Below are 23,365 nucleotides of genomic sequence, written 5' to 3'. Positions count from 1 at the left end.
CAATATTTAGGATTAATATCCTAGTAAAAGTTGTCTAACTTTTGGGGTTCACATCAGAACTCTTATTGAAGAGTTCCTTTTTACTTATATTATTATTTTTTGGAGTCGTTACTTAAGAATCCACTCAAAATATTTTGTAAATCTTTGTCTTTAATTTCTACACCACCATTTTTAAGGACTTTAGACATAACTGAACGTGCTGTAACACTATCCTGTGCCTTTTCATTAACTATTTGATCTTTAAGTTCGTTGATATGGTCTTTGTATGAACCCTTCTTAGGATGGTTAACCATTTGAATTACTTGGTAACCGTATTGAGTCTTAACAGGGGTCTTGGTATATTCACCATTTGATAGTTTGAAAGCAGCTTCTTTGAAGTTGCTATCCAAAGTAGTATCAGTGTTGTCAAATGCATCTAAACGACCGCCATTGTTCTTGTTAGATGAGTCTTTAGAGTATTTCTTAGCTAAGTCAGAGAATTTCTTGCCATCTTTAAGTTGGCTAATTACTTTTTCAGCATCACTCTTACTTGATACTAAAATTTCGTTAACAGTAACCTTTGGTTGGAAAGACTTAAATTGGTTTTGTAAATCTTTATCTGAAATTTTAGTGTTCTCTTTTATAGCAGCTTTAATTAAAAGATTGGACTTGAGTTGGTCTTTTAATGAAGCTAAAGTCAAACCTTGTTGTTGTAACATAGGTTCAAATTGTTTGCCATACATTTTTTTGTAAGTATTAACTTGCTTATTTACATCTGAATCAGATACTTTGTTTCCGTATTCTTTGTTCAATACTTTATTTAAAATCATTTGTTGTAAAACGGCTTTACCATTAGAAGTGTTTTTCATACTGCTGTAGTATTCACTTTCAGTAATTTTTCCACCGTTAGTAGTTGCAACCGTTTTACTACCACATGCAGCTAAAGTACAGCTTAGTAAAACTCCGGCAATTCCTACTGCCCATTTTTTATTCATAAATCTACACATCCATTCTTAAAATAATTACATTTGTCGCTGATTAAACATCAGCACATTATCTCTAATATAACATAACATCAGGTTTTCTTATAGTAATTTAAAAAAATCTTTAATGAGAAAATTTCTGATTTAATTCATTTAACTTTTCGTCAATTCTTTTAATTCTAGGATTGATTTTAAAGTTAAACATTTCGACGTCTTTATTAACTGAATTAATAACCATTTGAGATTTCATTAATTCTTTTTTTAGCTTATTAATGCTATCTGTTAAGTTTTGCTTTTTATCATTTATGTCAGCAATATTTTCAATAAGATTGTTAACGTTACGTCTACTTCGGTTGAAAAAATGCTCAGGACTTTCTTTTTTTAACACTAGATATGAACCCAGTGCAGCTAGCGAAATCCCAGAAAATTTTAAAATTCTACTCAAAATTATTCCTCCATATTTTTAGAAATTTCTTTTTGAATTTTTTCCAAATCTTCTGCATTATATTTTTTCCCATTGTCTTGAAAGGACATTTCAAAGCCATCTTTACTACTATATCTGGGAATTAAGTGAAAATGAGAATGGAATACTGATTGATAAGCAACTTCACCATTATTGTTAACAATATTCATTCCCTTGATTTCAGGATTGAATCTTTGAATAGCTCGGGCAATCTTAGGAATTCTAGAGAAAACATTTTCAGCTAATTTTTCATCATATTCATAAATATTTTTAACATGCTTTTTAGGTATAACTAGTGTGTGTCCAGGAGTAGCTTGTGAAATATCTAAAAATGCTTTTACTATATCATCTTCATAGACTGTGTAACTAGGGATATCTCCATTTATTATTTTACAAAAAATACAGTTATTATCCATATATATTCCTTCTTTCAAACGATGATTTATACTGTATTTCTGATTATACACTAATGTTAAAAGCTATTTAAGTTTTGCCTATGTTTAGTGAAAATTTTTAGTTTATTGCTATGCTATAATTGTAAATATAAAGGAGTGAGTTTAATGGCTTTAAAAGTATCCAATCTAGTTGGTGGATATTCACAAGTTCCAGTTTTAAAAAACATTTCATTTGATATTAAAGATGGTGAACTAGTTGGACTAATTGGATTAAATGGAGCTGGTAAGTCAACTACCATAAACCATATTATTGGCTTATTAAATCCATTTTCAGGAAGCATTAGTATTAATGGAGTGTCATCTAAAGATGATATTAATCAATACAAGCAACAAATTGCTTATATACCTGAAGCACCAATTTTGTATGAAGAGTTAACTTTAAAAGAACACATCGAAATGACTATGATGGCATATGGCTTAAATCCAGAAAAAACGTGGGATAGGGCTAATGAATTATTGAAGCGGTTTAGATTAGACAATAAGTTAGCATGGTTTCCTTCTAATTTTTCTAAGGGAATGAAGCAAAAGGTAATGATTGTATGTGCTTTTATTACTAATGCTAAGCTATTCATTATTGATGAGCCATTTTTAGGTTTAGATCCTTTAGCTGTCAATGATTTGTTAGATTTAATTGACCGTCAAAAACAAAATGGCAGCAGCATTTTAATGTCTACGCATGTTTTAGATACTGCTGAAAAGTTTTGTGATCGTTTCGTTTTGATTCATAATGGGCAAATTAGAACAGAAGGCGATTTCAAATCTTTAAAGGCACAGTATGGTAACGATGACAGCTCTTTAAATGATATTTATTTATCCTTAGCTAAGGAAGATTCAAAATCATGAAAGCTTTATTCTCAAAAAGATTATCTGCCCATGTTACGGAAGTTACTGGATATTTAAAATATGTATTGAATGATTTTTTTGTGATAGCGTTAATGTTTTTTGTAGGTGGTTTAGCGCTTGAATATTCACAAATTCTAAAACATTTAAATTATGGAATGTGGTGGATAAAACCGTTAGTGGTGATTTTGGGTCTACTAATAGTCCAAGTTAGTCACTTCACTACGTTGGTTCAAAAACCAGATTACGTATTTTTATTACCTAGAGAAAAAGATTTTTATAGCTATCTAAAATCAGCATATAATTATAGCTTGTTAATGGCGATTCCAGTTCAAATAGCGTGTGGAATTGTGTTAGTTCCATTAATTAATATTTCTCGAAATAGTTATGATATTATTGGAATATTAGCATATTTGATTACTTTTACCATGTTAAAGGTAAGCATGATAAGTTTTGATTTACTAACTAGTTATCATATTCCTAAAAACTATTTATACAATAAATTTAATATTAGAGTAGCTTATCCTACTGTGCTTTTAATAATAGCTGTATTTTTAAATTCATATTTAGCAGTAGGATTAGTGATAGTGCTTAATTTATTCATTTACCATTTGATTATTAAAAGTAAACATAATCCATTGAATTGGAATAAAATAATTAATAGCGAAAATAGCCGAATGTTAAATGTTTACAAATTTTTTAATATGTTTACCGATGTTCCACAACTAACAACTTCAGTTAAGCGTAGAAGTTATCTTTCATTCTTAATGGGTATATTTAAGACTAATCATGACAATACGTTCTCATATTTATATATTCGTGGATTACTGAGAAATAATGAATTTAGTGGATTGTATATACGTTTAAGTTTAATTGGAATTATACTGCTAGCGTTTATAGATAATAAGATATTAAGTGTTGTGATCAGTTTATTATTTATATATCTTATAATATTCCAGTTGATTCCGTTTTATAAACACTTTGAAGGTAATGCGTTTGTGCACATTTATCCAATAAGTGAAAAAGATAAAGTCTTAGGGTTTAAAAAAGTGCTCAGCTTCTTATCATGTATAGTTTTAGTAGTTTTCTTTATTGCTAGTTTTATAGGTACAGGCTCATTAGTATATAGTTTATTATCATTAATTTTGAACTACTTGCTATCTGTTGTAATGGTAAGAATTTATATGTCAAAAAGAATTATGAAATCTTAGTTATAAAGGTCTTTTAAGGCTTGACGTTGTTGCATTTATCAAAGTAAAATAACAATAGTTATTTATTTTGATTTCAAGTAATTTTGATGGTCAAAACGATTGTGTTTTGGCTATTTTTATTGGATTGATAAAAATTGAGGAGGAAATGATTTGCGCGTAAGAAATAAACCATGGGCTGATGATTTTATTAAAGAACATTCTGATTATATAGTTGAAGACCCAGAAAATTGGTTAGGTAAATGGTCACAAAAATTTTCTAAAAACCAACCTATTCATGTTGAAATAGGGATGGGTAAGGGAAAATTCATTATAGAAATGGCTAAAAAATTTCCAAACATTAACTTTATAGGTGTAGAAATTCAAAAATCAGTAATTGCTTTGGCTTTGAAAAAATTAGCAAGTGAAGAATTGAATAATGTGATTTTAGTGCACACGGACGGTGCAGGAGTTAATACCTTCTTTAATCATCATGAAATTTCTACCATTTATCTTAATTTTTCAGATCCATGGCCTAAAAAAAGACACGCTAAGCGTAGATTAACTTCACCTAAATTTTTAGATAGTTATGCTGAAGTATTAAAAGAAGATGCGCCAATTGTTTTTAAAACTGATAATAGAGGGCTTTTTGAATATTCACTAGTTACATTTAATAACTATGGTATGCATTTTGAATATGTTTCGCTAGACTTACACAATAGTCCAGAAAATGAAGATAACGTAGAAACTGAATATGAGAATAAATTTAGTAAAAAAGGTCCTATCTATAAAGCAATTGTTAAATTTGATAATAAAAAAGAAGACTAGTATCTAGTCTTCTGTGATTGATAAAACTTTTCCTTTAGCATTAGCTTTAAAACTATATGATTTATTGGTTGTGACAAATATTTGTCCAGTAAATATTTTGTTAGAATGGTTAAATGTAATCCAAGATCCATACACATTAGATAGCGATAGTTGTTTTTTTACTTCTTTAATGATTAATTTCTCTAAATTTGCATTTTTATTAAACAATGTTTCTTGATTTATAATGTATGCACTTATGGCTATTACTGAAAAGCCAACAGCAGTTGTAACTATTCTTTTTAAGTTGATAAACCTCACCTCTGAATATAATTTAACTTTATTATATAATTACGTATGACTTTTAGCCAACCTCTAACGATTGGTATATACTATTATAAGGATTGAGTGATTAATATGGAAAAATTAGAAAAAATGAGTTTAGAACAATTAAAAAATAAAATTCAAAACGGTCAATATGTTTTATTCTTCTCTGCAGATTGGTGCCCAGATTGTTCTTTTATTAAACCGGCTTTACCAGAAATAGAAAAGGACTATTCTGACTATCAATTTTTATCAGTTGATAGAGATGAGAATATTGATTTAACAGCTGAATTAGAAGTTTTTGGCATTCCTAGCTTTATTGTATTTAAAGATGGTAAAGAAACGGGACGTTTAGTTAACAAAGATAGAAAAACTAAGGAACAAGTTGAGAGTTTCTTAAACGGTTTGGATAAATAATAATTGGAGATGATTTTAAATGTTAATTGCTAGTTACAATCCAAGTCAAATGGGTGACATACTAGTTGTTATTTTAGGCGAAGATGTTAAAAATCAAGCCGAGGCAGAAAAGAACAATGTTGTAAGAATTTATAATCAAGACAATAATGAAACAATTGGATTTAATTTTTTAAATGCTAGTAAAATTTTACCAACATTAGCTCAACACAATGGACAAGTTATTTTGTCTGCAGAAGATGTAGCAAAACTAAACCAAGTGCTTGAGGAAAGTGATTTAGAGCAAGAAATCCAATTGGATAAAGATTCTAAATTTGTTGTGGGATATGTGAAAACAGTTAAGCCACATCCTAAGTCTGATCATTTAAAAATAACCGAAACTGTAGTTGATAACGATAATACTTTGCAAATTGTTAGCAGCTCACCAAACATGCAAGAAAACATTAAAGTAGTAGTTGCTAAAGTTGGTGCAATGATGCCTAATGGATTAATTATCTGGCCTGGTGAACTAAAGGGCGAACCAAGTAATGGAATGATTTGTTCTGGTAGAGAATTAAAAATTCCCAATGCTCCTCAAAAACCAGGTGCTTTAATATTACCTGATTCTTATCAGGTAGGGGATGCTTTTAATCCTAAAGCAGCAACTGACTTATTTGTATAATATAAATTTTAGGAAAGCTTATGGCTTTCCTGTACATAAAATCTTAATAGAGTTAAGGATGATTTTTATATGAATCATTATGATGGACCGGCTTTTTTCAGAAAGTATCCCATAAATAATGCAAATATGTTTACTAAAAAAAGTACGGCAAAACAAGTTATTAATCAATCTAATAAACAAATTGATGATATTAAACAGAAAAGTAATAAAGCTTTGAAATCATCAAAACCAGTTAGCTCAAAAACTAATGGATATTCGGAATCGATAGCTAAAGACAACCCAATTGCTAAAAGAGTTGCTGCGTTTCAACCGACTAAAATATACGAACAAAAAGAAATTAAGCCTAATTACTATCAAAAGCCCATTTCAGCTGAATATACTGAGCTAAAGCAACAGCTACTAAAAGATGCAGAAACTTTTATATTACTCGATGACACTCATGAAGACGTCTTTCAAGTTAACGATATTAATACTCCTTCAATAACTATTGAAAAAGTAGATAAAGAAAATAATCTTAATGAATACGATGACACTAATCGTGAAAATGATGAACCAAAATTGCACAATGACGATATCGAAAGCAATCAACATATTTCTGAAAGCACTGATAAAGTTGATGAAACTATTGATAAAGAAGTGCTAGAAACTGATTATGAACCTGAAGTAAGTAGCTTAGATTCAGAGAGTGATACTAATGCTCAAAACCAAGCACTAAATAATTCTGTTTTAGACAGTAACATATCAAACGAAGAAGACACGGCTTCAAACGTTTCTACTGAAGATGAAAAAGAAACTTCGACATCTGATGCTACGAAAACATTTGAGAAACCTGAAAGTAATGCGTTAGCTAATGAAAAAGATAATATAGGCGAAATAGAAACTAACAATTCGGATGCTAAAAATATTGCTGATGATAGTTCGAATAATTCGGAAACTAATCAGAGTAAACTTAATGTTCATCGCAGTGGGCTAGGCCATTCTTTAAACTCAATTTTAGATGAAGAACAAGATGCTCAAAAGGACCTGGCTTTATTTAAAGATAAACCAGTAAAAAGCGTTGATAATAGTGAATACCAATATCCATCTTTGCAAATTTTGAATGAACCTAAAACTAAAGATGATGAAGGATTAGATGACTGGATTGAAAATCAAGCTGAAATTTTGGATGAAACCCTTGAAGCATTTCATGTTAAAGCAAATGTTGTTGATTGGGATAATGGACCCACAGTTACCCAGTTTCAAGTTAAGTTAAAACTAGGGGTAAAGGTTAATAAAATAACAAACCTAACTGATGATTTAAAATTAGCTTTAGCAGCAAAAGATATACGAATAGAAGCTCCTATTCCAGGTAAAACGACAGTGGGAATTGAGATACCTAATCCTAAACCACGTCCAGTAATGTTATCAGAGGTACTATCCTCCGATACATTCCGTAAAAATAAAAATCCATTGACGGTAGCTTTGGGAGTAGATTTAACTGGTAAACCTCAAGTTACTGATTTGAGAAAAATGCCACATGGATTAATCGCCGGTGCTACTGGTTCAGGAAAAAGTGTCTTTTTAAATAGTTTACTTGTTTCGTTATTATATAAAGCGACACCAGCTGAATTAAAAATGATTTTAATTGACCCTAAAGCTGTAGAAATGGCTCCTTATAATGACATTCCACATCTGATTTCTCCAGTTATATCTGATGCTAAGCAAGCTTCAGCAGCTCTAAATTGGGCGGTTAAAGAAATGGATCAAAGATATGAGAAATTAGCAGCTTCTGGAGCTAGAAATATTGAACAATTTAATAAGATGGCAGAAGAACATGAACAATATGGCTTAAAGATGCCTTATATTTTAATTGTAATTGATGAATTAGCTGATTTGATGATGGTTGCCTCTGCTGAAGTGCAAGACTACATTGTTCGTATTACTCAAAAGGCACGTGCAGCGGGTATTCACTTGATTGTTGCTACTCAACGTCCAAGTGTTGATGTTATTACTGGGACTATTAAAAATAACATTCCAACTAGAGTGGCATTTATGGTTTCAAGTCAAGTTGATTCGCGTACAATTATAGATACTGCAGGGGCTGAAAGGTTATTAGGTAAAGGAGATATGCTTTACTTAGGTAATGGTTCTAGTCAATCTATGCGTTTACAAGGAACATTTATTACCAGCAAAGAAATTGAACAAATTACCGAAGCAGTAAAATCACAAGGTCAGCCAAATTATGCTTTTCAACCTAAATCATTGTTGAAAAAAGTTAGCCAAGTAGAACAACAAGATGAATTGATGCCAGAAGTTTTAAAATATATTTCAAAAGAAGATACAATTTCAACTTCAAAACTACAACGAGTGTTCTCAATCGGCTATAATAGAGCTGCAACCTTAATTGACGACTTAGAAACTCATAATTATGTTTCAGGTCAGCATGGTTCCAAACCTCGTGATGTATATCTTAGCGAGGAAGATTACAAAAAATTAAATATTTAATTTGCCGAAAGGAAATGTAAATAATGAATAAAAATGATGTTTACTATTTTGTTGGAATTAAAGGTACTGGAATGGCTGCTATGGCCTTAATTCTTAATGATCGTGGCTATAAAGTGCAAGGTTCTGATATTGAAAAATATACTTTTACTCAAAGAGGATTAGAACAAGCCAATATTGATATTTATCCATTTGACGAAAAAAACATCCATGAAGGACTAATAGTAATAGCTGGTAATGCTTTTAAAGATGACCATCCAGAAATTAAAAAAGCTCATGAAATGGGTCTTAAAGTATATCGTTACCATGAATTCTTAGGTAAAATGATTGAAGGCCATACTAGTATCGGAGTTTGTGGAGCTCACGGTAAAACTAGTACAACAGGTCTTTTAGCACACGTACTATCTGGTATTGCACCAACTGATTATTTAATTGGTGATGGAAGTGGTAAGGGAGTTCCTGATGCTAGATTCTTTGCCTATGAAGCAGATGAATATCGTCGTCATTTTCTAGCTACTAAGCCTGATTATGCTATTATGACAAACATTGATTTTGACCATCCTGATTATTATACTGGCATCGATGATGTTAGGGATGCATTTCAAACTTTTGCTAATCAAACTAAAAAAGGTATTTTTGCGTGGGGAGATGATGAAAATCTTCGCAAAATTAAAGCTAATGTTCCAATTTACTACTATGGTGTAAATGAAGATGATGATTTTAGAGCAGTTAATATCAGAAAAAGTACTACTGGATCAGAATTTAATGTACTCTATCGAGGTAAAGACTTAGGTCAGTTCAATATTCATATGTATGGTGAACATAATATACTAAACTCTTTAGCAGTAATTGCTGTTGCATATTTTGAACATGATAATTTGGATGAAATTAGAAGTGAATTAGAAACCTTTAGTGGAGTTAAGCGTCGCTTTGCACAAAGAAAAGTGGCAGATATGACTATCATTGACGATTACGCTCATCATCCATCTGAAATTGATGCTACTTTGGATGCAGCAAGACAAGAATATCCAAATAAAGAAATTATTGCGGTATTTCAACCACATACTTTCAGTAGAACGATTGCTTATTTAGATGATTTTGCTAAAAGTTTAAATAAAGCTGATAAAGTTTATATAACAAAAATATATGGTTCACCACGTGAAAAATCTGGAAAGGTTTCTAGTGCAGATTTAGAGGCTAAAATTGTTAAAGATGGTGGATTAATTCAGGCAGAAAACATGTCACCATTATTGGATTACCACGATGCAGTTGTAATCTTTATGGGTGCTGGTGATATTCAAAAATACGAAAAAATTTATGAAGATTTGTTAAGTCATTTAAGTAACAAGTTGAATTAATTACTTGCCTTTTATTATTGTTTTGATAAAATGTTTCTTAATAAGATTAGTGTAAATCAAGGAGGAACATGCATGAACAATTATGATCAATCAACTGATAGAAAAATTGTTAACAATGCTTTTGGTTTAAATAAATTTCTTACTAAAATGTATGGCTGGATGGCACTTTCAGTTTTAGTTTCAGGTTTAGTTGCCTATGTAACAGGAAGCGTTTATCACGTTACACTAAGTGGTATTCAAACTATATTGGCGTTCATCGTTTGGTTTATTCTTTCCATGACTATTCAATCTACATCTCTTAAAAATCCAGTAATTGGATTTATACAGCTGATGATTTTTGCGTCGCTAACAGGAGTTATTTTTTCGGGAATAGTTTTAACCTATACGGGTGCTACAATATTTTCTGCCTTCGTTACAGCTGCAGCTGACTTTATAATTATGGCATTTATAGGTGTAGTTACTAAAAAGAATTTAGACAAATTAGGGACTCAAGCTTATTCAGCTTTAATTGCTGTAATAATAGTTAGCATAATTAATATATTTTTGAAAGTTAGCTTATTTGAAATTGTGTTATCAATCATTACAGTTGGAATTTTTACGATATTGACAGCTTACGATGCACAAAAAATGAAAAATTTATATAATCAATATAATGGACAAGTTTCAGATAGTGGTTTAGCTATTAACGGGGCACTTATCCTATATTTAGATTTTGTTAATCTTTTCTTACAACTACTACAATTATTTGGTTTAGGAGATAACCGAGATTAACTAAAAAAATGGTGTTTTAATAACACCATTTTTTTATTACATAGATAAAAATGTTAAAATTACTATAACTAATTTAGAAGCTTTGAGGGAGATATTTATGGCAGACAAAAAATTACTTTTAATTGATGGTAACAGTATTTTATACAAAGCTTTTTATGCACTTTATCATTCAATTGATCGTTTTACTAATAGTGAAGGATTACATACGAATGCAATTTATGGGTTCAATAACATGTTACAAACTATGCTAGACAAGGTACATCCAGATATGGCTTTGGCGGCTTTTGACTTTGGGAAAGTTACCTTTAGAACCAAACTATATGCTGATTATAAAGGTGGCAGACATAAGACACCTGATGAATTGATAGAACAGTTTGATGGTGTGAAGAAATTACTTTCAGCTAGGGGAATTAAAAGCTATGAATTAGAAAACTATGAAGCTGACGATATTATCGGTACGCTTTCAAAGCAGGCTGAAGATATGGGATATGAAACTACCATCGTTACTGGTGATAGAGATTTAACCCAACTCTGTTCTGATAAGGTTACGGTAAGCATCTCTAAAACTGGTACATCTAACATTGTTCATTATAATGCTGATTATGTTATGGAAAACATGAATATAACGCCTAATCAAATTATTGATGTTAAAGCTTTGCAAGGTGATAATTCTGACAACTATCCAGGAATCGAAAAAGTTGGTCCTAAAACAGCTTTAAAGTTAATTAATCAGTACGGAAGTATTGAAAAACTATATGATAATATTGACGAAATCAGTGGTAAGAAGTTAAAAGAACACTTGATTGAAGGTAAGAAAAATGCGTTTTTAGGCAAAAAATTAGCTACTATTAAACGAGATGCTCCGCTAGAAATAGGAATTGAGGATGTTCCTTATTTAGGTGACCAAGTTGATGAATTAGTCACATTTTATCAGAAAATGAACTTTAGAAAATTTTTAAGAGAATTAAACTCATCCCATGAAGTAGATGATAGTTCTGTTAACTATCATGCGCTAAGTACGCAAAACGTTGATGATTTATCAAATATCAATCTCAATGATTGTACGTTTTATTTAGAGATGGATGGTGATAACTACCATAATGCACCTATTGTTGGTTTTGTATTAGGCAATGGTAACGATTGGTATGTAAGTCGTGATATTGAAATGTTAAAAAGTACCTCAATCAAAAGTATTTTAGAAAACTCAAAGGTTACTAAAAATGTTTTTGATGCCAAACGTACTTACGTTGGACTTAATCGTTTAGGCATTCATCTAAAATCAGTTAATTTTGATATGTTAATAGTTTCATATTTATTAGATACTAATGATAATAGTAATGATTTAGGTAAAATAGCTAATCTACACGATTACTATGATGTTAAATCCGATGAAGAAGTTTATGGAAAGGGAGCTAAACGTTCCATTCCTGACAGCGATGATAAATTCTTTTCACATTTAGTTAAAAAAGCTAAAGCAATAAATGATTTGAAAGTGCCATTATTTGATAAGCTAAAAGACCATAATCAGAAAGATTTATATCATAACGTTGAACTGCCAGTTACTTTTGTCTTAGCTGATATGGAGATTAATGGGATTACTGTTAATAGTGAATATTTATCTAATATGGGTAGTAAACTTAAAGAGCGTATATCCGAAATTGAACAGTCTATTTATAACATGGCTAATGAAGAATTTAATATAGGTTCTCCTAAACAATTAGGGGTTATACTTTTTGAAAAAATGGGTTTACCGGTTATTAAAAAGACTAAAACTGGTTATTCCACTGCGGTTGATGTGTTAGAACAGCTGGCTCCTGACTATCCAATTGTTCAAAAAGTATTAGACTATCGTCAACTGTCTAAAATATTATCTACCTATGTCGATGGAATTTTAAAAGTTGTTAATGATAGTGATAATAAAGTTCATACCAGATATTTACAGACCTTGACACAAACTGGTAGATTATCATCAGTGGATCCTAATTTACAAAATATTCCAGTGCGAACTGAAGAAGGTAGATTGATTAGAAAAGCTTTTGTTCCACATAAGTCGGACTGGCAAATTTTTTCATCAGATTATTCGCAAATTGAATTAAGGGTTTTAGCATCAATTACTGGCGATACTAATATGCAAGAAGAATTTATGAATAATGATGATATTCATGCTTCCACAGCGCGTAGAATTTTCGGGTTGTCATCTAATGATGAAGTTACACCTAATATAAGAAGGCAAGCTAAAGCGGTTAATTTTGGAATCGTTTACGGTATTTCAGACTTTGGATTGGCTAAAAATACTGGCATATCGAGAGCCAAGGCTAAAGAATTTATTGATAAATATTTTGCTGAATATCCAGGCGTTAAAAAATACATGGACGACTCAGTCGAAAAAGCTAAAGCCAATGGTTATGTAGAAACTATTGCACATCGAAGAAGATATATACCTGAAATTAATTCTAAGAATTTTCATCAACGTTCATTTGCAGAACGAACAGCTATTAATAGTCCAATTCAAGGTAGTGCCGCTGATATTATAAAAATAGCTATGATTAACATGGCCGAAGCAATTAAAGATATGCATGCTAAAATGTTATTACAGGTTCATGATGAACTTATCTTCGAAGCCCCAGTTGATGAAATACCTAAATTAGAAAAGATAGTTCCATCAATTATGGATTCTGCAGTTAAGTTAAATGTACCTTTAAAAGTTAAAAGTCATTACGGTAAAAATTGGTATGATCTTAAGTAGAAGAGTATAAGAATCGAGGTTATAAAAATGCCTGAATTACCAGAGGTAGAAACAGTTAGAACTGGTTTAACTAACCTAGTTGAAGGAAGTACAATAAACAGGGTAGAAGTTATTTATCCTAAAATGATTAACGTTGCACCTGAGGTATTTAAAAATAGTTTGGCTGGTCGTAAAATAATTAAAATCGATCGCCGAGGTAAGTATTTACTATTTAGATTTGATAATAATATTACATTAGTTTCACATCTCAGAATGGAAGGTAAATATGACGTAGAAACTGAGGGGACTGCTCCAGGTAAACATACGCATATTATTTTTCATTTAAACGACGATAGAGAATTGAGATATAATGATAGTCGAAAATTTGGCCGTATGTATTTAATTCACAATGGAGAAGAACATACATTGTCAGGATTAGGAACACTCGGGCCAGAACCGACTGAACAAGATTTAACCTTTGAATATCTTAAAAAGATAATGAATAAATCTAGAGGCAAGATTAAGCCGTTCTTATTAAATCAAAGCCACTTAGCTGGGTTAGGTAATATTTATGTTGATGAAGTACTTTGGATGAGCAAAATACATCCAGAAACAACTACTTCACTAATTAGTGATGATGAAATAAAATCGCTGAGAAATAATATTATTGAAGAAATGAAAAATGCAATCAAAGGACATGGAACCACGGTCCATTCTTATTCCAATGCTTATGGAGAAGCTGGTCAATTTCAAGATAAGCTCAAGGTTTATGGAAGAAAAGGGCAACCATGTTTTAGATGTGGCAGTAAAATTGAAAAAACTGTAGTTGCACAACGTGGAACTCATTTTTGCCCGAAATGTCAAATTAAGGTAATAAAATAATGACTAAGATTATAGGAATAACAGGTGGTATTGCTACTGGTAAATCTACTGTTTCTAGCTATCTAGCAGAATTAGGCTATCAAATTATTGATGCTGATAAAATTACACATACAGTTCAATCAAAAGGTAGTAAGGGGCTGCAAGCCATTATTGATTTCTTTGGAAATGACTATCTATTATCTAATGGTGAATTAAATCGTAAAAAGCTTTCCCGAACAGTGTTTAGCAATAAAAATAAATTGAAACGATTGACCAGAATAGTTGATCCTTTTATAAGAAAACAAATTAGTGAAGAAATTAGGAGAGCTGAAAGTCAAGAAATAAATCTTTTATTTCTGGATGCACCTACATTATTTGAAAATGGGTATCAGTTATTTTGTGATAAGATAATTACAGTTTATTGTTCACCAGAAGAACAGCTAAAGCGTTTAACAAATAGAAATAAGATATCAATTAGCGTAGCCATTAAAATTATTAAAAATCAGTGGCCAATTGAATATAAAGAAAGTCTATCTGATTTTTCCATTAATACTGATGGCTTAATATCAGATACTAGATCTAAATTTTTAAATATTTTAAATAAATTATAAAAATATTGAGGTGAAATAAATGCAATGTCCTCATTGTCATAAAAAATCTTCAAAAGTTATTGATAGTAGGCCAACTGAAAATGGTAGAGTGATTAGAAGAAGAAGAGAGTGCGAAAGTTGTGGTTATCGATACACCACTTTTGAAAAGATTGAAGAAACTCCGCTACTAGTTATCAAAAGTAATGGCAATCGTGAAGAGTTTAATCGTGAAAAAATTCTTCGCGGAATTATTAGATCGGCAGAAAAAAGACCTGTTCCGATGAGTGAAATGACCAACATTGTAGACCATGTAGAGAATAAAATTCGTTCGACTGGCGATAATGAAGTTTCAAGCCAAATCATTGGAAGTTATGTTATGAACGAATTAGCTGATATTGACGAAATTTCATACATTAGATTTGCTAGTGTTTATCGTCAATTTAAAGACATGACAGTCTTTTATAATGAACTTAAAGGTGTTATGGAAAAAGACAAGAAGAAACGTGATAAATAATGGTTGACGGTGAATGGAGAAAGATAAGTCCCAACGCTAGTTTTATTGTTACTGCTACTGACTATATTTCAGACTTACAACGAAAGACCTTAGACTTGTTATATCAACCAATAATTGGTCAGACCGCTTATGCTTTGGTTAATATACTTTGGCGAATGGAATCTGATAATGAAAAATTTCAAATTAAAAACAATTTTGAATTATTGTCTTTATTGAATATTGATTTATCAGAATTCTATGATGCCAGAGTAAAATTAGAAGGTGCAGGTTTATTAAAAACATACGTTCAAGCAACTGATTCTTTGAATAACATATATGTTTATAAATTATTTAGTCCATTAGATGTTAAGGAATTCTTCAAAGATGATTTATTAAGCATTACGCTGCTTCAAATGATTGGTGAGAAACAATACTATGATTTAGGCACTAAGTTGATTAAAAAGGTTTATAGCAGTAATGATTTAAAAGACATTTCTAAAAACTTTTTAGACGTTTTTGTCGTTAAAAAAGATGACCTTGCTAATACTCCTGATGTTACTAAAAAAATAAGATCTAGTCTTTCAGATGATAATAATACTAAACACAAGATAGTGAATGATGTAAAAGACTTTGACTTTAATTTATTATTAGATATCTTAAGCCAATCTTATGTAAATCTCGATAGTGTGAAAAAAAGTCATGATTTAATTTTGTCAGAACATTTATTATATGGAATTGATGAAATTAGCACTTCTAAATTCGTCGAAAAAGCAACTAATATCAATACTAACAATCTTGATGTGAATAAATTTAAACTGTTAGTTTCGAGGCAATTTGACAACGTTAAACTTAATAAAGTGCCTAAAAAGGCTTCAAAAGACGAGACAGTTAAACTAAGTTCAGTCGAAAGAGGCTTAGTTAAGTCAGCCGATTTTTATGCACCGATTGACTTTTTGTATCAGTTGAAAAAACTAAATAAAGGCTATGTTTCTTCAAACGAAGAAAGAATTTTGCGTGAATTAGTTCATCGGATGATTTTACCTAAAGAAGTTATCAATATGATTACTTATCATATTTTAATAGACCAAGGTAATGCTAGCTTAAATAAAAATTTAGTTGATACAATTGCTAACGATTGGGCCAAAAATAATATCAGTAGTGCTGCTGGTGCAATTGAATATATCCGAAATCGTAAATCAACTCAAACAAAATCTTATAAGAAATCTTTTAGTACTCATAAAAATAGCAATATAAAGCAAATTAAAGAGTCGTTGCCAGAATGGGCTAGGGATGATTATAATCCGCGTAAAAATAATAAGCCGATTGATAAAAATAAAAAGCGTCAACTAGAGTTAGAATTGGAAGAATTAGATAATAATAAATGATTGGTGGTGTTAATTTGGAAAGTGTTAGTCAAAGTATGAAAAATATGATGGGCAAGCTAAATGCTTCGGATCGTTATCGAAAACTTGTACATCATGCTTTAGATGATAGTGATGTTCAATCTTTTTTAGAACAAAATAAACAATCATTAGACAAAGATGCCATCGTTAAATCACTATCAAATCTTTATGAGTTCGTTACTGAAAAAAGTAAAATAAAAAATGGTCAAAATAGTACCATTCCAGGATATGAACCAAAACTTGTGTTAAATAATCATTTAATAGATGTATCTTATCGTCCAACTAAAGAAACCATTAATTCTAGAAAGCAAAAACAATTACAAAATCGAATTAAAATGTTAATGATGCCTAAAGATGTTAAACATGCTAGTTTGCATGATTTTGATATGGATGAAAATTCTTCTAGACTTAATGTTTTGGAACAAGCACTTAACTTTGTCAAAAATTATCATAAAACTAATCAATGGATACCGGGTCTATATTTGTATGGTAGTTTTGGAATTGGAAAAACTTATTTATTGGGTGCAATTGCTAATAAGTTGGCCGAAAACGGAGTGGATGTTACTATGTTGCATTTCCCTAGTTTTGCAGTTGAAATGAAGAATTCTATTGGCAATAATAATGTAGCTGATAAAGTTGACGCAATTAAGAAATCTTCAATTCTAATGCTTGATGACATTGGTGCTGATTCAATGTCTTCTTGGGTGAGAGATGACATTTTAGGAGTCATATTGGAATGGCGGATGCAAAATCATTTACCAACTTTTTTTAGTTCTAATTTTTCAATGGAAAAATTAGAAAAAGAACATTTAAGTGTTAACAATCGTGGTGATGATGAACCTTTGAAGGCTAAAAGAATTATGCAAAGAATTCGTTTTCTATCTAAAGAATGCTTGATGACAGGTGATAATAGAAGACCACAATAAATTTTTTATTAAGCCTTGACATTTTATTAAAAAATGATGATAATGTTAGTTAAAGAAGACATGACTTAATCTTCACAATTAAAGGGAGAGAAAACACTAACTGTAAGTTTTCTTAATTGTTGATTTTAAGCTACCACTTCTCAAAAAAATTATATATGCCTTAATTGGCTTTACATGAGGCTTACATTTATTGTGTAAGTAAATATGGGTGGAACCACGTTAATAACGTCCCTAGTACTTTAATAGTGCTAGGGCTTTTTTTATTTAATTTAGGAGGTATTTTATATGTCTAAACTTTCTTTTGAATTTCCAGATGGTAGTGTAAAAGAATTTGAACAAGGTGTAACGGTTGAAGATGTTGCTAAAAGCATAGCTGTTAGTTTGGCTAAAAAAGCTGTTGCGGGAAAAATTGATGGTCAAATGTATGGTATCAATGAACCATTAGCTAACGGTGGTAAAATTGAAATTATCACAAAAGATTCTGATGATGGTCTAAAAGTATTGAGACAAACTGCTTCACAATTATTGAAAGCTGCTTTGGCAGATCAATTTGTAGGTATTGAATTTGGTGAAAGTACTTCTGATGAAGATGGATTCTTTGTTGATACTGATAAAAAAGATACTCAAGTAAGTGCTGATGAATTAAAACCCTTAGAAGATAAAATGCGTAAAATGGTTAAAAATAATGTTTCTATTGAACGCAAAGTTTTAAGCAAAGAAGATGCTTTAAAACAAGTTGATGGGGATCCTTACCAAGCTAAGTTAGTTAATAAATTAGCTAATGGTGATGAAGTCGTTTTCTATCAAATTGGTGATTACTTAAGTTTAGGTGAAGGAGTTGTTCTTCCATCTGCTAAAGATGTTAAAGAATTTAAGCTATTATCTGTTGCTGGAGCTTACTGGGAAGGTAAATCTTCTAATCCTATGCTTCAAAGAATTTTTGCTACAGCCTTTTATAAAAAAGCTGATTTAGAAGCTGATTTAAAACGTCGTCAAGAAGCTAAAGAAAGAGACCATCGAGTAATCGGTAACAAATTAGACTTATTCTTTGTTGATCCTAAAGTAGGTGCTGGTTTAGCGTACTGGATGCCTAATGGTGCTACAGTTAGAAGAGTTATTGAAAGATATATTGTTGACAAGGAATTAGCTAATGGTTACCAACACGTAATTACACCAGTTCTAATGAATTTAGATGCATATAAAACATCTGGTCATTGGGCACATTACCGTGAAGACATGTTTCCTCCAATGGACATGGGTGATGGTGAACAATTAGAACTTCGTCCAATGAATTGTCCTAGTCACATTCAAATTTTTAAACATCATATTCGTTCATATCGTGAATTACCTATGCGAATAGCTGAATTAGGTATGATGCATAGATATGAAAAATCAGGAGCCCTTTCCGGTTTACAAAGAGTTCGTGAAATGACTCTAAATGATGGACATACTTTCTTAGCAATTGAACAAATTAAAGAAGAATTTAAACGAATTCTTCATCTTATGGTTGAAGTTTACAAAGACTTTGATATTGAAAACTACCACTTTAGATTAAGTTATCGTGATCCTAAAAATACTGAAAAGTACTTTGATGATGATGAAATGTGGAATAAATCACAATCCATGCTAAAAGGTGCCATGGATGAATTAGGTTTAGACTATGTAGAAGCTGAAGGAGAAGCAGCCTTTTATGGTCCTAAGTTAGATGTTCAAACATACACTGCTATGGGAAATGAAGAAACATTGTCTACTATTCAATTAGACTTCATGCTACCAGAAAGGTTTGACCTTCATTATGTTGGTGAAGACGGTAAAGAACATCGTCCAGTTATGGTTCACCGTGGATTAGTTTCTACAATGGAAAGATTTGTTGCTTACCTAATCGAAGTTTACAAGGGTGCTTTTCCAACTTGGTTAGCTCCACACCAAGTTAAAGTTATTCCTGTAAGTATGGATAAACATGGTGAATATGCTAAAAAAGTTAATAATAAGTTAACTGCTTTAGGTATTAGATCTAGCGTAGATAGCCGAAATGAAAAAATGGGTTACTTAATTAGAGATGCTCAAACTAATAAAGTTCCTTACACTTTAGTTGTAGGTGATGATGAAGCATCATCAGATAAAGTATCTGTACGTCGTTACGGTGAAGATAACAGTACAGAATTGTCTATTAATGATTTTGTTAAGAACATTCAAGAAGATATTAGTAACTATTCAAGAAAAAATAAATAATTTATTGACAATCATCCATTGAATTGTTATCATATAGTTAACATAAAAGCAGAAGCATCCCGCTTCTCGCCTAAGTGATTAAGATTGCTAGGCTAATTTTCGGATGAAAACCACTTTTTGTGGGATTGAGAGCGGGTATATTTATATATCCGCTCTTTTTCTGCTTTTAATTACTTGGAGGTGAATTGCCATAGCAAACGATATGATGGTCAATGATGGAATTAGAGCTAGAGAGGTTCGTTTAATCGGTGCAAACGGTGATCAATTAGGAGTTAAGTCAAAATCTGAGGCTTTAAAAATGGCTGAAGATGCAAGCTTAGATCTTGTAGTGGTAGCTCCTAAGGCAAAACCACCCGTAGCTAAGATATTAGACTATGGGAAATACCGTTTTGAACAACAAAAGAAAGCTCGTATGTCTAGAAAGAAGCAAAAAGTTGTTAGTGTGAAAGAAATTAGATTAAGCCCTACAATTGATACCAATGACTTTAACACTAAGCTTAAAAACGCTAAGAAGTTTTTGAGCAAAGGTGAAAAAGTTAGAGTATCTATTCGCTTCAAAGGACGTGCCATCACACATAAAGAAATTGGTCGTGATGTTTTAAACAAAATGGCAGATTCTACATCAGATGTTGCTAATGTTACCCAACGAGCAAAAATGGACGGTAGAAGTATGTTCTTGATGCTCGCACCTAATTCAAGCGATAAAAAATAATTTTTTTACTATAAAAAGGGAGGATATTTTCTAATGCCTAAGATTAAAACAAACCGTGCTATAGCAAAACGTTTCAAAAAAACTGCTAAAGGTGGTTTAAAGAGCGCAAACGCTTTTACTAGTCACCGTTTTCATGGTAAAACCAAGAAACAACGTCGTCAATTACGTGGTACAAGCATGACTGGTGCTACTATGACTAAAAAATACACACATTTATTACACAAATAATATTTTTTAATATCGGGAGGAATTTAATATGCCACGAGTAAAAGGTGGAACAGTCACTCACGCACGTCGTAAACGTGTTTTAAAACAAGCTAAGGGTTACCGTGAAGGTAAACACAGTCTTTTCAAAACTGCTAAAGACCAAGTAATGAAATCACGCGAATATGCTTTCCGTGACCGTCGTGCAAACAAGAGCAACTTCAGAAGATTATGGATTGCTCGTATTAACGCAGCTGCACGTATGAATGGTTTAAGCTACAGCAAATTAATGCACGGTTTAAAACTTGCTAACATTGAAGTTAACCGTAAAATGTTAGCTGATTTAGCAGTTAACGATGAAAAAGCATTTGCTTCATTAGCTGAAGAAGCTAAAAAAGCTGTAAAATAATTTTTTGAACTTTCACCACTTAGTTTAAGTAGGTGGGAGTTTTTTTATTAATATATGCCGATTTATTTCGGCTGTACATAATATTTTATAATAAGGAGAAATTAAAATGTTATCTAAATTTAAACCAACTTGGATGATTCCAACTATATATCAAATATCACCTTCAAGGTTGAACAAAATGGGGATTAAAGCGGTATTTACGGATTTAGATAATACTTTAATTCCTTGGAATAATACTTATGGAACTAATCAGTTGAAATCTTGGATTAGTGAACTGGATAGATATGAAATTAAATTAGTTATTATATCTAATAATAGCTATAAAAGAGTAGGTAAAGCGGTTCAAAACTTTAGAGTTGATTACATTGCTAGAGCTTATAAACCACTTCCAACAGGACTTAATAAAGCTCTAAAAAAATATAATTTGAATAGTAGACAAGTTATAATGATTGGAGATCAACTTTTAACTGATGTCGTTGCTTCTAATAATGCTGGAGTTAGAAGTGTACTTGTTAAACCGGTGTTGCCTAGTGATGCTTGGAACACTAAATTGAATCGTTTTATTGAGAAAAAAATATGGAAAAAATTATTTGATAAGTATAATAATTTGACATGGCAGGAGGATATTGATGAGCGAAACTAACCAAATGGAAGATAAACTACAATGTATAGGTTGCGGTGCTTTTATTCAAACTAACAATCCAGATGAATTAGGCTATACGCCTACTTCTGCTTTAAACAAAGCACAAGAATTAGATAATGACATTTATTGTCAAAGATGTTTTAGATTGAGACATTATAATGAGATAGCTCCAGTTAGTCTAACTGACGATGATTTCTTGAAAATTTTAAATAAGATTAGAGATTCTGATGCTTTAATCGTTTATGTCGTGGATATATTTGACTTTAATGGTAGTGTCATTCCAGGATTACACCGTTTTGTTGGTGATAATGAAGTTTTATTAGTAGGTAATAAAGAAGACTTATTACCACAATCACTTAATCGTAGAAAGTTAAAAGATTGGTTACGCCAAAGAGCTAACGAACAAGGAATTAGGCCGATTGATGTTGCTTTAGTCTCAGCCAAAACTAATCAATCAGTAGATGATTTATTAGTTAAGGTTGATAAATATCGTCAGGGTAAAGATGTTTATGTAGTTGGTGTTACCAATGTTGGTAAATCTACATTGATTAACCAAATCATTCGTCAAAATACTGGAATTCAAGAACTTATAACTACTTCTAAATTTCCAGGAACAACATTAGATCAAATTAATATTAATTTGGATGATGGTAGTAAAATAGTTGATACACCAGGGATTATTCATAAAGAACAAATGGCTCATTATTTAAAAGGTAAGGACTTGAAAATAGTCGAGCCACAAAAGCAAATTAAGCCTAAGGTATATCAATTAAATCCAGAACAAACTTTGTTTTTTGCCGGTGTTGGTAGATTTGATTATGTTCAAGGAGACAAAAAATATGGATTTACAGTCTATGTTGAAAATAACTTGCTAATTCATCGTACTAAATTAATTAATGCTGATGAATTCTATGACAAACACTTTGGTGAATTACTAACACCACCGGATGAATCATATGCTAATGATTTTCCTAAATTAGTTAGATATGAATTTAAAACTACTGAAAAAAGTGATTTAGTTATTGAAGGGTTAGGTTGGATAACAGTACCTGAAAATGTCGTAGTTGCTGGGTGGGCTCCTAAAGGAGTTTCAGTTTTAATTAGAAAATCAATGATTTAACACAAAGGAGAATTTATGAAACTTAGAGGTAAACAAAAAAGATATTTAAGATCACAAGCTAATCGCATGAAACCAGTATCTTCAATTGGGAAAAATGGTTTAACTAACATTTGGTTAGAACAAATTTTGGATGTGTTGCAAAAAAGAGAATTAGTGAAAATCAATATTCAACAAAACGCTGACGTGGATACCGATGATGTAAAAAATTTCTTGGAATCTAACAGTGATATTAATGTTGTACAAACGATTGGTAAAACATTATTATTGTTCCTACCTTCTAATAATGAAGAAAATCAAATCGTTTCGGTAGAAGTAAAAAATATTTAA

25 protein-coding genes and 1 other annotated feature are annotated in these 23,365 nt (G+C 31.1%); of the genes, 21 read left to right on the top strand and 4 right to left on the bottom strand.

The features are described from left to right. Positions 1 to 92 precede the first annotated feature (92 nt). The 3 genes from FD06_RS05030 to FD06_RS05020 all read right to left on the bottom strand — a co-directional run bounded on the left by FD06_RS05030 (position 93) and on the right by FD06_RS05020 (position 1,841). Positions 93 to 974, bottom strand: a complete 882-nt coding sequence (locus FD06_RS05030; protein WP_056966488.1) for a peptidylprolyl isomerase — start codon at positions 972 to 974, stop codon at positions 93 to 95. A 112-nt stretch (positions 975 to 1,086) separates the two neighbouring features. Then, positions 1,087 to 1,407, bottom strand: a complete 321-nt coding sequence (locus FD06_RS05025; protein WP_056966486.1) for a hypothetical protein — start codon at positions 1,405 to 1,407, stop codon at positions 1,087 to 1,089. Positions 1,408 to 1,409: 2 nt separating this feature from the next. Beyond that, positions 1,410 to 1,841 (bottom strand): HIT family protein, encoded by a 432-nt coding sequence (locus tag FD06_RS05020; protein WP_056966484.1) that lies wholly within the window; start codon positions 1,839 to 1,841, stop codon positions 1,410 to 1,412. A 144-nt stretch (positions 1,842 to 1,985) separates the two neighbouring features. On the opposite strand from FD06_RS05020, the gene FD06_RS05015 reads away from it, so the two are divergent. The 3 genes from FD06_RS05015 to trmB all read left to right on the top strand — a co-directional run bounded on the left by FD06_RS05015 (position 1,986) and on the right by trmB (position 4,735). Beyond that, the gene (locus tag FD06_RS05015; protein ID WP_056966483.1) at positions 1,986 to 2,723 is read left to right on the top strand and encodes an ABC transporter ATP-binding protein; all 738 of its coding nucleotides are present in this window, start codon (positions 1,986 to 1,988) and stop codon (positions 2,721 to 2,723) included. Beyond that, positions 2,720 to 3,931, top strand: coding sequence for an ABC transporter permease (locus FD06_RS05010; RefSeq protein WP_056966482.1), 1,212 nt, complete (start codon positions 2,720 to 2,722; stop codon positions 3,929 to 3,931). The genes FD06_RS05015 and FD06_RS05010 overlap by 4 nt, the downstream gene beginning before the upstream one ends. A 150-nt stretch (positions 3,932 to 4,081) precedes the next feature. Next, positions 4,082 to 4,735 carry a tRNA (guanosine(46)-N7)-methyltransferase TrmB gene (trmB, locus tag FD06_RS05005; protein ID WP_056966480.1) on the top strand — a complete coding sequence of 218 codons (654 nt, stop codon included), beginning with the start codon at positions 4,082 to 4,084 and terminating at the stop codon, positions 4,733 to 4,735. A 3-nt stretch (positions 4,736 to 4,738) separates the two neighbouring features. Here the strand turns inward: trmB and FD06_RS07600 are convergent, their stop codons facing one another. Next, the gene (locus FD06_RS07600) at positions 4,739 to 5,032 is read right to left on the bottom strand and encodes a hypothetical protein (RefSeq protein WP_156403097.1); all 294 of its coding nucleotides are present in this window, start codon (positions 5,030 to 5,032) and stop codon (positions 4,739 to 4,741) included. A 96-nt stretch (positions 5,033 to 5,128) separates the two neighbouring features. Here FD06_RS07600 and FD06_RS04995 point away from each other — a divergent pair, with 96 nt between their 5' ends. From FD06_RS04995 to FD06_RS04910, 18 genes are all read left to right on the top strand, one after another. After that, positions 5,129 to 5,452 carry a thioredoxin family protein gene (locus FD06_RS04995; protein WP_056966478.1) on the top strand — a complete coding sequence of 108 codons (324 nt, stop codon included), beginning with the start codon at positions 5,129 to 5,131 and terminating at the stop codon, positions 5,450 to 5,452. A gap of 19 nt (positions 5,453 to 5,471) precedes the next feature. Beyond that, positions 5,472 to 6,110, top strand: coding sequence for a YtpR family tRNA-binding protein (gene ytpR / locus FD06_RS04990; protein ID WP_056966476.1), 639 nt, complete (start codon positions 5,472 to 5,474; stop codon positions 6,108 to 6,110). A gap of 69 nt (positions 6,111 to 6,179) precedes the next feature. Continuing rightward, complete coding sequence (locus FD06_RS04985; RefSeq protein ID WP_056966474.1) at positions 6,180 to 8,594, top strand: DNA translocase FtsK; 2,415 nt, start codon at positions 6,180 to 6,182, stop codon at positions 8,592 to 8,594. A 23-nt stretch (positions 8,595 to 8,617) separates the two neighbouring features. Beyond that, a complete protein-coding gene (gene murC / locus FD06_RS04980) occupies positions 8,618 to 9,949 on the top strand; it encodes a UDP-N-acetylmuramate--L-alanine ligase (RefSeq protein WP_056966472.1) in 1,332 nt (443 codons plus the stop codon). A gap of 72 nt (positions 9,950 to 10,021) precedes the next feature. Then, positions 10,022 to 10,720 carry a Bax inhibitor-1/YccA family protein gene (locus FD06_RS04975; protein ID WP_056966470.1) on the top strand — a complete coding sequence of 233 codons (699 nt, stop codon included), beginning with the start codon at positions 10,022 to 10,024 and terminating at the stop codon, positions 10,718 to 10,720. A gap of 97 nt (positions 10,721 to 10,817) precedes the next feature. Continuing rightward, a complete protein-coding gene (polA, locus tag FD06_RS04970) occupies positions 10,818 to 13,466 on the top strand; it encodes a DNA polymerase I (protein ID WP_056966468.1) in 2,649 nt (882 codons plus the stop codon). 27 nt (positions 13,467 to 13,493) lie between these two features. Beyond that, positions 13,494 to 14,327, top strand: a complete 834-nt coding sequence (gene mutM / locus FD06_RS04965; RefSeq protein ID WP_056966466.1) for a DNA-formamidopyrimidine glycosylase — start codon at positions 13,494 to 13,496, stop codon at positions 14,325 to 14,327. Further along, complete coding sequence (gene coaE / locus FD06_RS04960) at positions 14,327 to 14,917, top strand: dephospho-CoA kinase (RefSeq protein WP_054657226.1); 591 nt, start codon at positions 14,327 to 14,329, stop codon at positions 14,915 to 14,917. Before mutM ends, coaE begins: the two co-directional genes overlap by 1 nt. A gap of 19 nt (positions 14,918 to 14,936) precedes the next feature. After that, positions 14,937 to 15,410 (top strand): transcriptional regulator NrdR, encoded by a 474-nt coding sequence (nrdR, locus tag FD06_RS04955; protein WP_056966464.1) that lies wholly within the window; start codon positions 14,937 to 14,939, stop codon positions 15,408 to 15,410. Beyond that, a complete protein-coding gene (locus FD06_RS04950) occupies positions 15,410 to 16,774 on the top strand; it encodes a DnaD domain protein (RefSeq protein ID WP_056966461.1) in 1,365 nt (454 codons plus the stop codon). Before nrdR ends, FD06_RS04950 begins: the two co-directional genes overlap by 1 nt. 14 nt (positions 16,775 to 16,788) lie before the next feature. Then, positions 16,789 to 17,718, top strand: a complete 930-nt coding sequence (gene dnaI, locus FD06_RS04945) for a primosomal protein DnaI (RefSeq protein ID WP_056966497.1) — start codon at positions 16,789 to 16,791, stop codon at positions 17,716 to 17,718. A 285-nt stretch (positions 17,719 to 18,003) separates the two neighbouring features. Then, complete coding sequence (gene thrS / locus FD06_RS04940; protein WP_056966459.1) at positions 18,004 to 19,950, top strand: threonine--tRNA ligase; 1,947 nt, start codon at positions 18,004 to 18,006, stop codon at positions 19,948 to 19,950. 40 nt (positions 19,951 to 19,990) lie between these two features. Beyond that, positions 19,991 to 20,117 (top strand) — a sequence feature (ribosomal protein L20 leader region). A 35-nt stretch (positions 20,118 to 20,152) separates the two neighbouring features. After that, positions 20,153 to 20,662: a translation initiation factor IF-3 gene (infC, locus tag FD06_RS04935; RefSeq protein WP_056966457.1), complete on the top strand. Its 510-nt coding sequence runs from the start codon at positions 20,153 to 20,155 to the stop codon at positions 20,660 to 20,662. Positions 20,663 to 20,695: 33 nt separating this feature from the next. Next, positions 20,696 to 20,890, top strand: a complete 195-nt coding sequence (gene rpmI, locus FD06_RS04930) for a 50S ribosomal protein L35 (protein ID WP_056966456.1) — start codon at positions 20,696 to 20,698, stop codon at positions 20,888 to 20,890. Between the two features lie 28 nt (positions 20,891 to 20,918). Continuing rightward, positions 20,919 to 21,275, top strand: coding sequence for a 50S ribosomal protein L20 (rplT, locus tag FD06_RS04925; protein ID WP_054657215.1), 357 nt, complete (start codon positions 20,919 to 20,921; stop codon positions 21,273 to 21,275). A gap of 106 nt (positions 21,276 to 21,381) precedes the next feature. Then, entirely contained in the window at positions 21,382 to 21,918 is a 537-nt protein-coding gene (locus tag FD06_RS04920; protein ID WP_056966454.1) for a YqeG family HAD IIIA-type phosphatase, read from the top strand. Further along, the gene (gene yqeH / locus FD06_RS04915) at positions 21,905 to 23,038 is read left to right on the top strand and encodes a ribosome biogenesis GTPase YqeH (protein ID WP_056966451.1); all 1,134 of its coding nucleotides are present in this window, start codon (positions 21,905 to 21,907) and stop codon (positions 23,036 to 23,038) included. The genes FD06_RS04920 and yqeH overlap by 14 nt, the downstream gene beginning before the upstream one ends. A 15-nt stretch (positions 23,039 to 23,053) precedes the next feature. Further along, a complete protein-coding gene (locus FD06_RS04910) occupies positions 23,054 to 23,365 on the top strand; it encodes a YhbY family RNA-binding protein (RefSeq protein WP_054657213.1) in 312 nt (103 codons plus the stop codon).

It is taken from the genome of Apilactobacillus ozensis DSM 23829 = JCM 17196, assembly GCF_001435995.1.
GTDB lineage: Bacteria > Bacillota > Bacilli > Lactobacillales > Lactobacillaceae > Apilactobacillus > Apilactobacillus ozensis.
Note: the sequence above shows the minus strand (reverse complement) of the source record. Positions and strands in the feature narration are given on the sequence as shown.

Coding starts and splice junctions, on each gene's coding strand:
- FD06_RS04920 (WP_056966454.1), top strand. CDS start 21,382: ATGTTATCTAAATTTAAACCAACTTGGATGATTCCAACTATATATCAA.
- FD06_RS04995 (WP_056966478.1), top strand. CDS start 5,129: ATGGAAAAATTAGAAAAAATGAGTTTAGAACAATTAAAAAATAAAATT.
- FD06_RS05015 (WP_056966483.1), top strand. CDS start 1,986: ATGGCTTTAAAAGTATCCAATCTAGTTGGTGGATATTCACAAGTTCCA.
- rpmI (WP_056966456.1), top strand. CDS start 20,696: ATGCCTAAGATTAAAACAAACCGTGCTATAGCAAAACGTTTCAAAAAA.
- rplT (WP_054657215.1), top strand. CDS start 20,919: ATGCCACGAGTAAAAGGTGGAACAGTCACTCACGCACGTCGTAAACGT.
- FD06_RS04950 (WP_056966461.1), top strand. CDS start 15,410: ATGGTTGACGGTGAATGGAGAAAGATAAGTCCCAACGCTAGTTTTATT.
- ytpR (WP_056966476.1), top strand. CDS start 5,472: ATGTTAATTGCTAGTTACAATCCAAGTCAAATGGGTGACATACTAGTT.
- yqeH (WP_056966451.1), top strand. CDS start 21,905: ATGAGCGAAACTAACCAAATGGAAGATAAACTACAATGTATAGGTTGC.
- murC (WP_056966472.1), top strand. CDS start 8,618: ATGAATAAAAATGATGTTTACTATTTTGTTGGAATTAAAGGTACTGGA.
- infC (WP_056966457.1), top strand. CDS start 20,153: ATGATGGTCAATGATGGAATTAGAGCTAGAGAGGTTCGTTTAATCGGT.
- coaE (WP_054657226.1), top strand. CDS start 14,327: ATGACTAAGATTATAGGAATAACAGGTGGTATTGCTACTGGTAAATCT.
- FD06_RS05020 (WP_056966484.1), bottom strand. CDS start 1,841: ATGGATAATAACTGTATTTTTTGTAAAATAATAAATGGAGATATCCCT.
- FD06_RS04975 (WP_056966470.1), top strand. CDS start 10,022: ATGAACAATTATGATCAATCAACTGATAGAAAAATTGTTAACAATGCT.
- FD06_RS04985 (WP_056966474.1), top strand. CDS start 6,180: ATGAATCATTATGATGGACCGGCTTTTTTCAGAAAGTATCCCATAAAT.
- FD06_RS05030 (WP_056966488.1), bottom strand. CDS start 974: ATGAATAAAAAATGGGCAGTAGGAATTGCCGGAGTTTTACTAAGCTGT.
- mutM (WP_056966466.1), top strand. CDS start 13,494: ATGCCTGAATTACCAGAGGTAGAAACAGTTAGAACTGGTTTAACTAAC.
- polA (WP_056966468.1), top strand. CDS start 10,818: ATGGCAGACAAAAAATTACTTTTAATTGATGGTAACAGTATTTTATAC.
- thrS (WP_056966459.1), top strand. CDS start 18,004: ATGTCTAAACTTTCTTTTGAATTTCCAGATGGTAGTGTAAAAGAATTT.
- FD06_RS05010 (WP_056966482.1), top strand. CDS start 2,720: ATGAAAGCTTTATTCTCAAAAAGATTATCTGCCCATGTTACGGAAGTT.
- nrdR (WP_056966464.1), top strand. CDS start 14,937: ATGCAATGTCCTCATTGTCATAAAAAATCTTCAAAAGTTATTGATAGT.
- FD06_RS04910 (WP_054657213.1), top strand. CDS start 23,054: ATGAAACTTAGAGGTAAACAAAAAAGATATTTAAGATCACAAGCTAAT.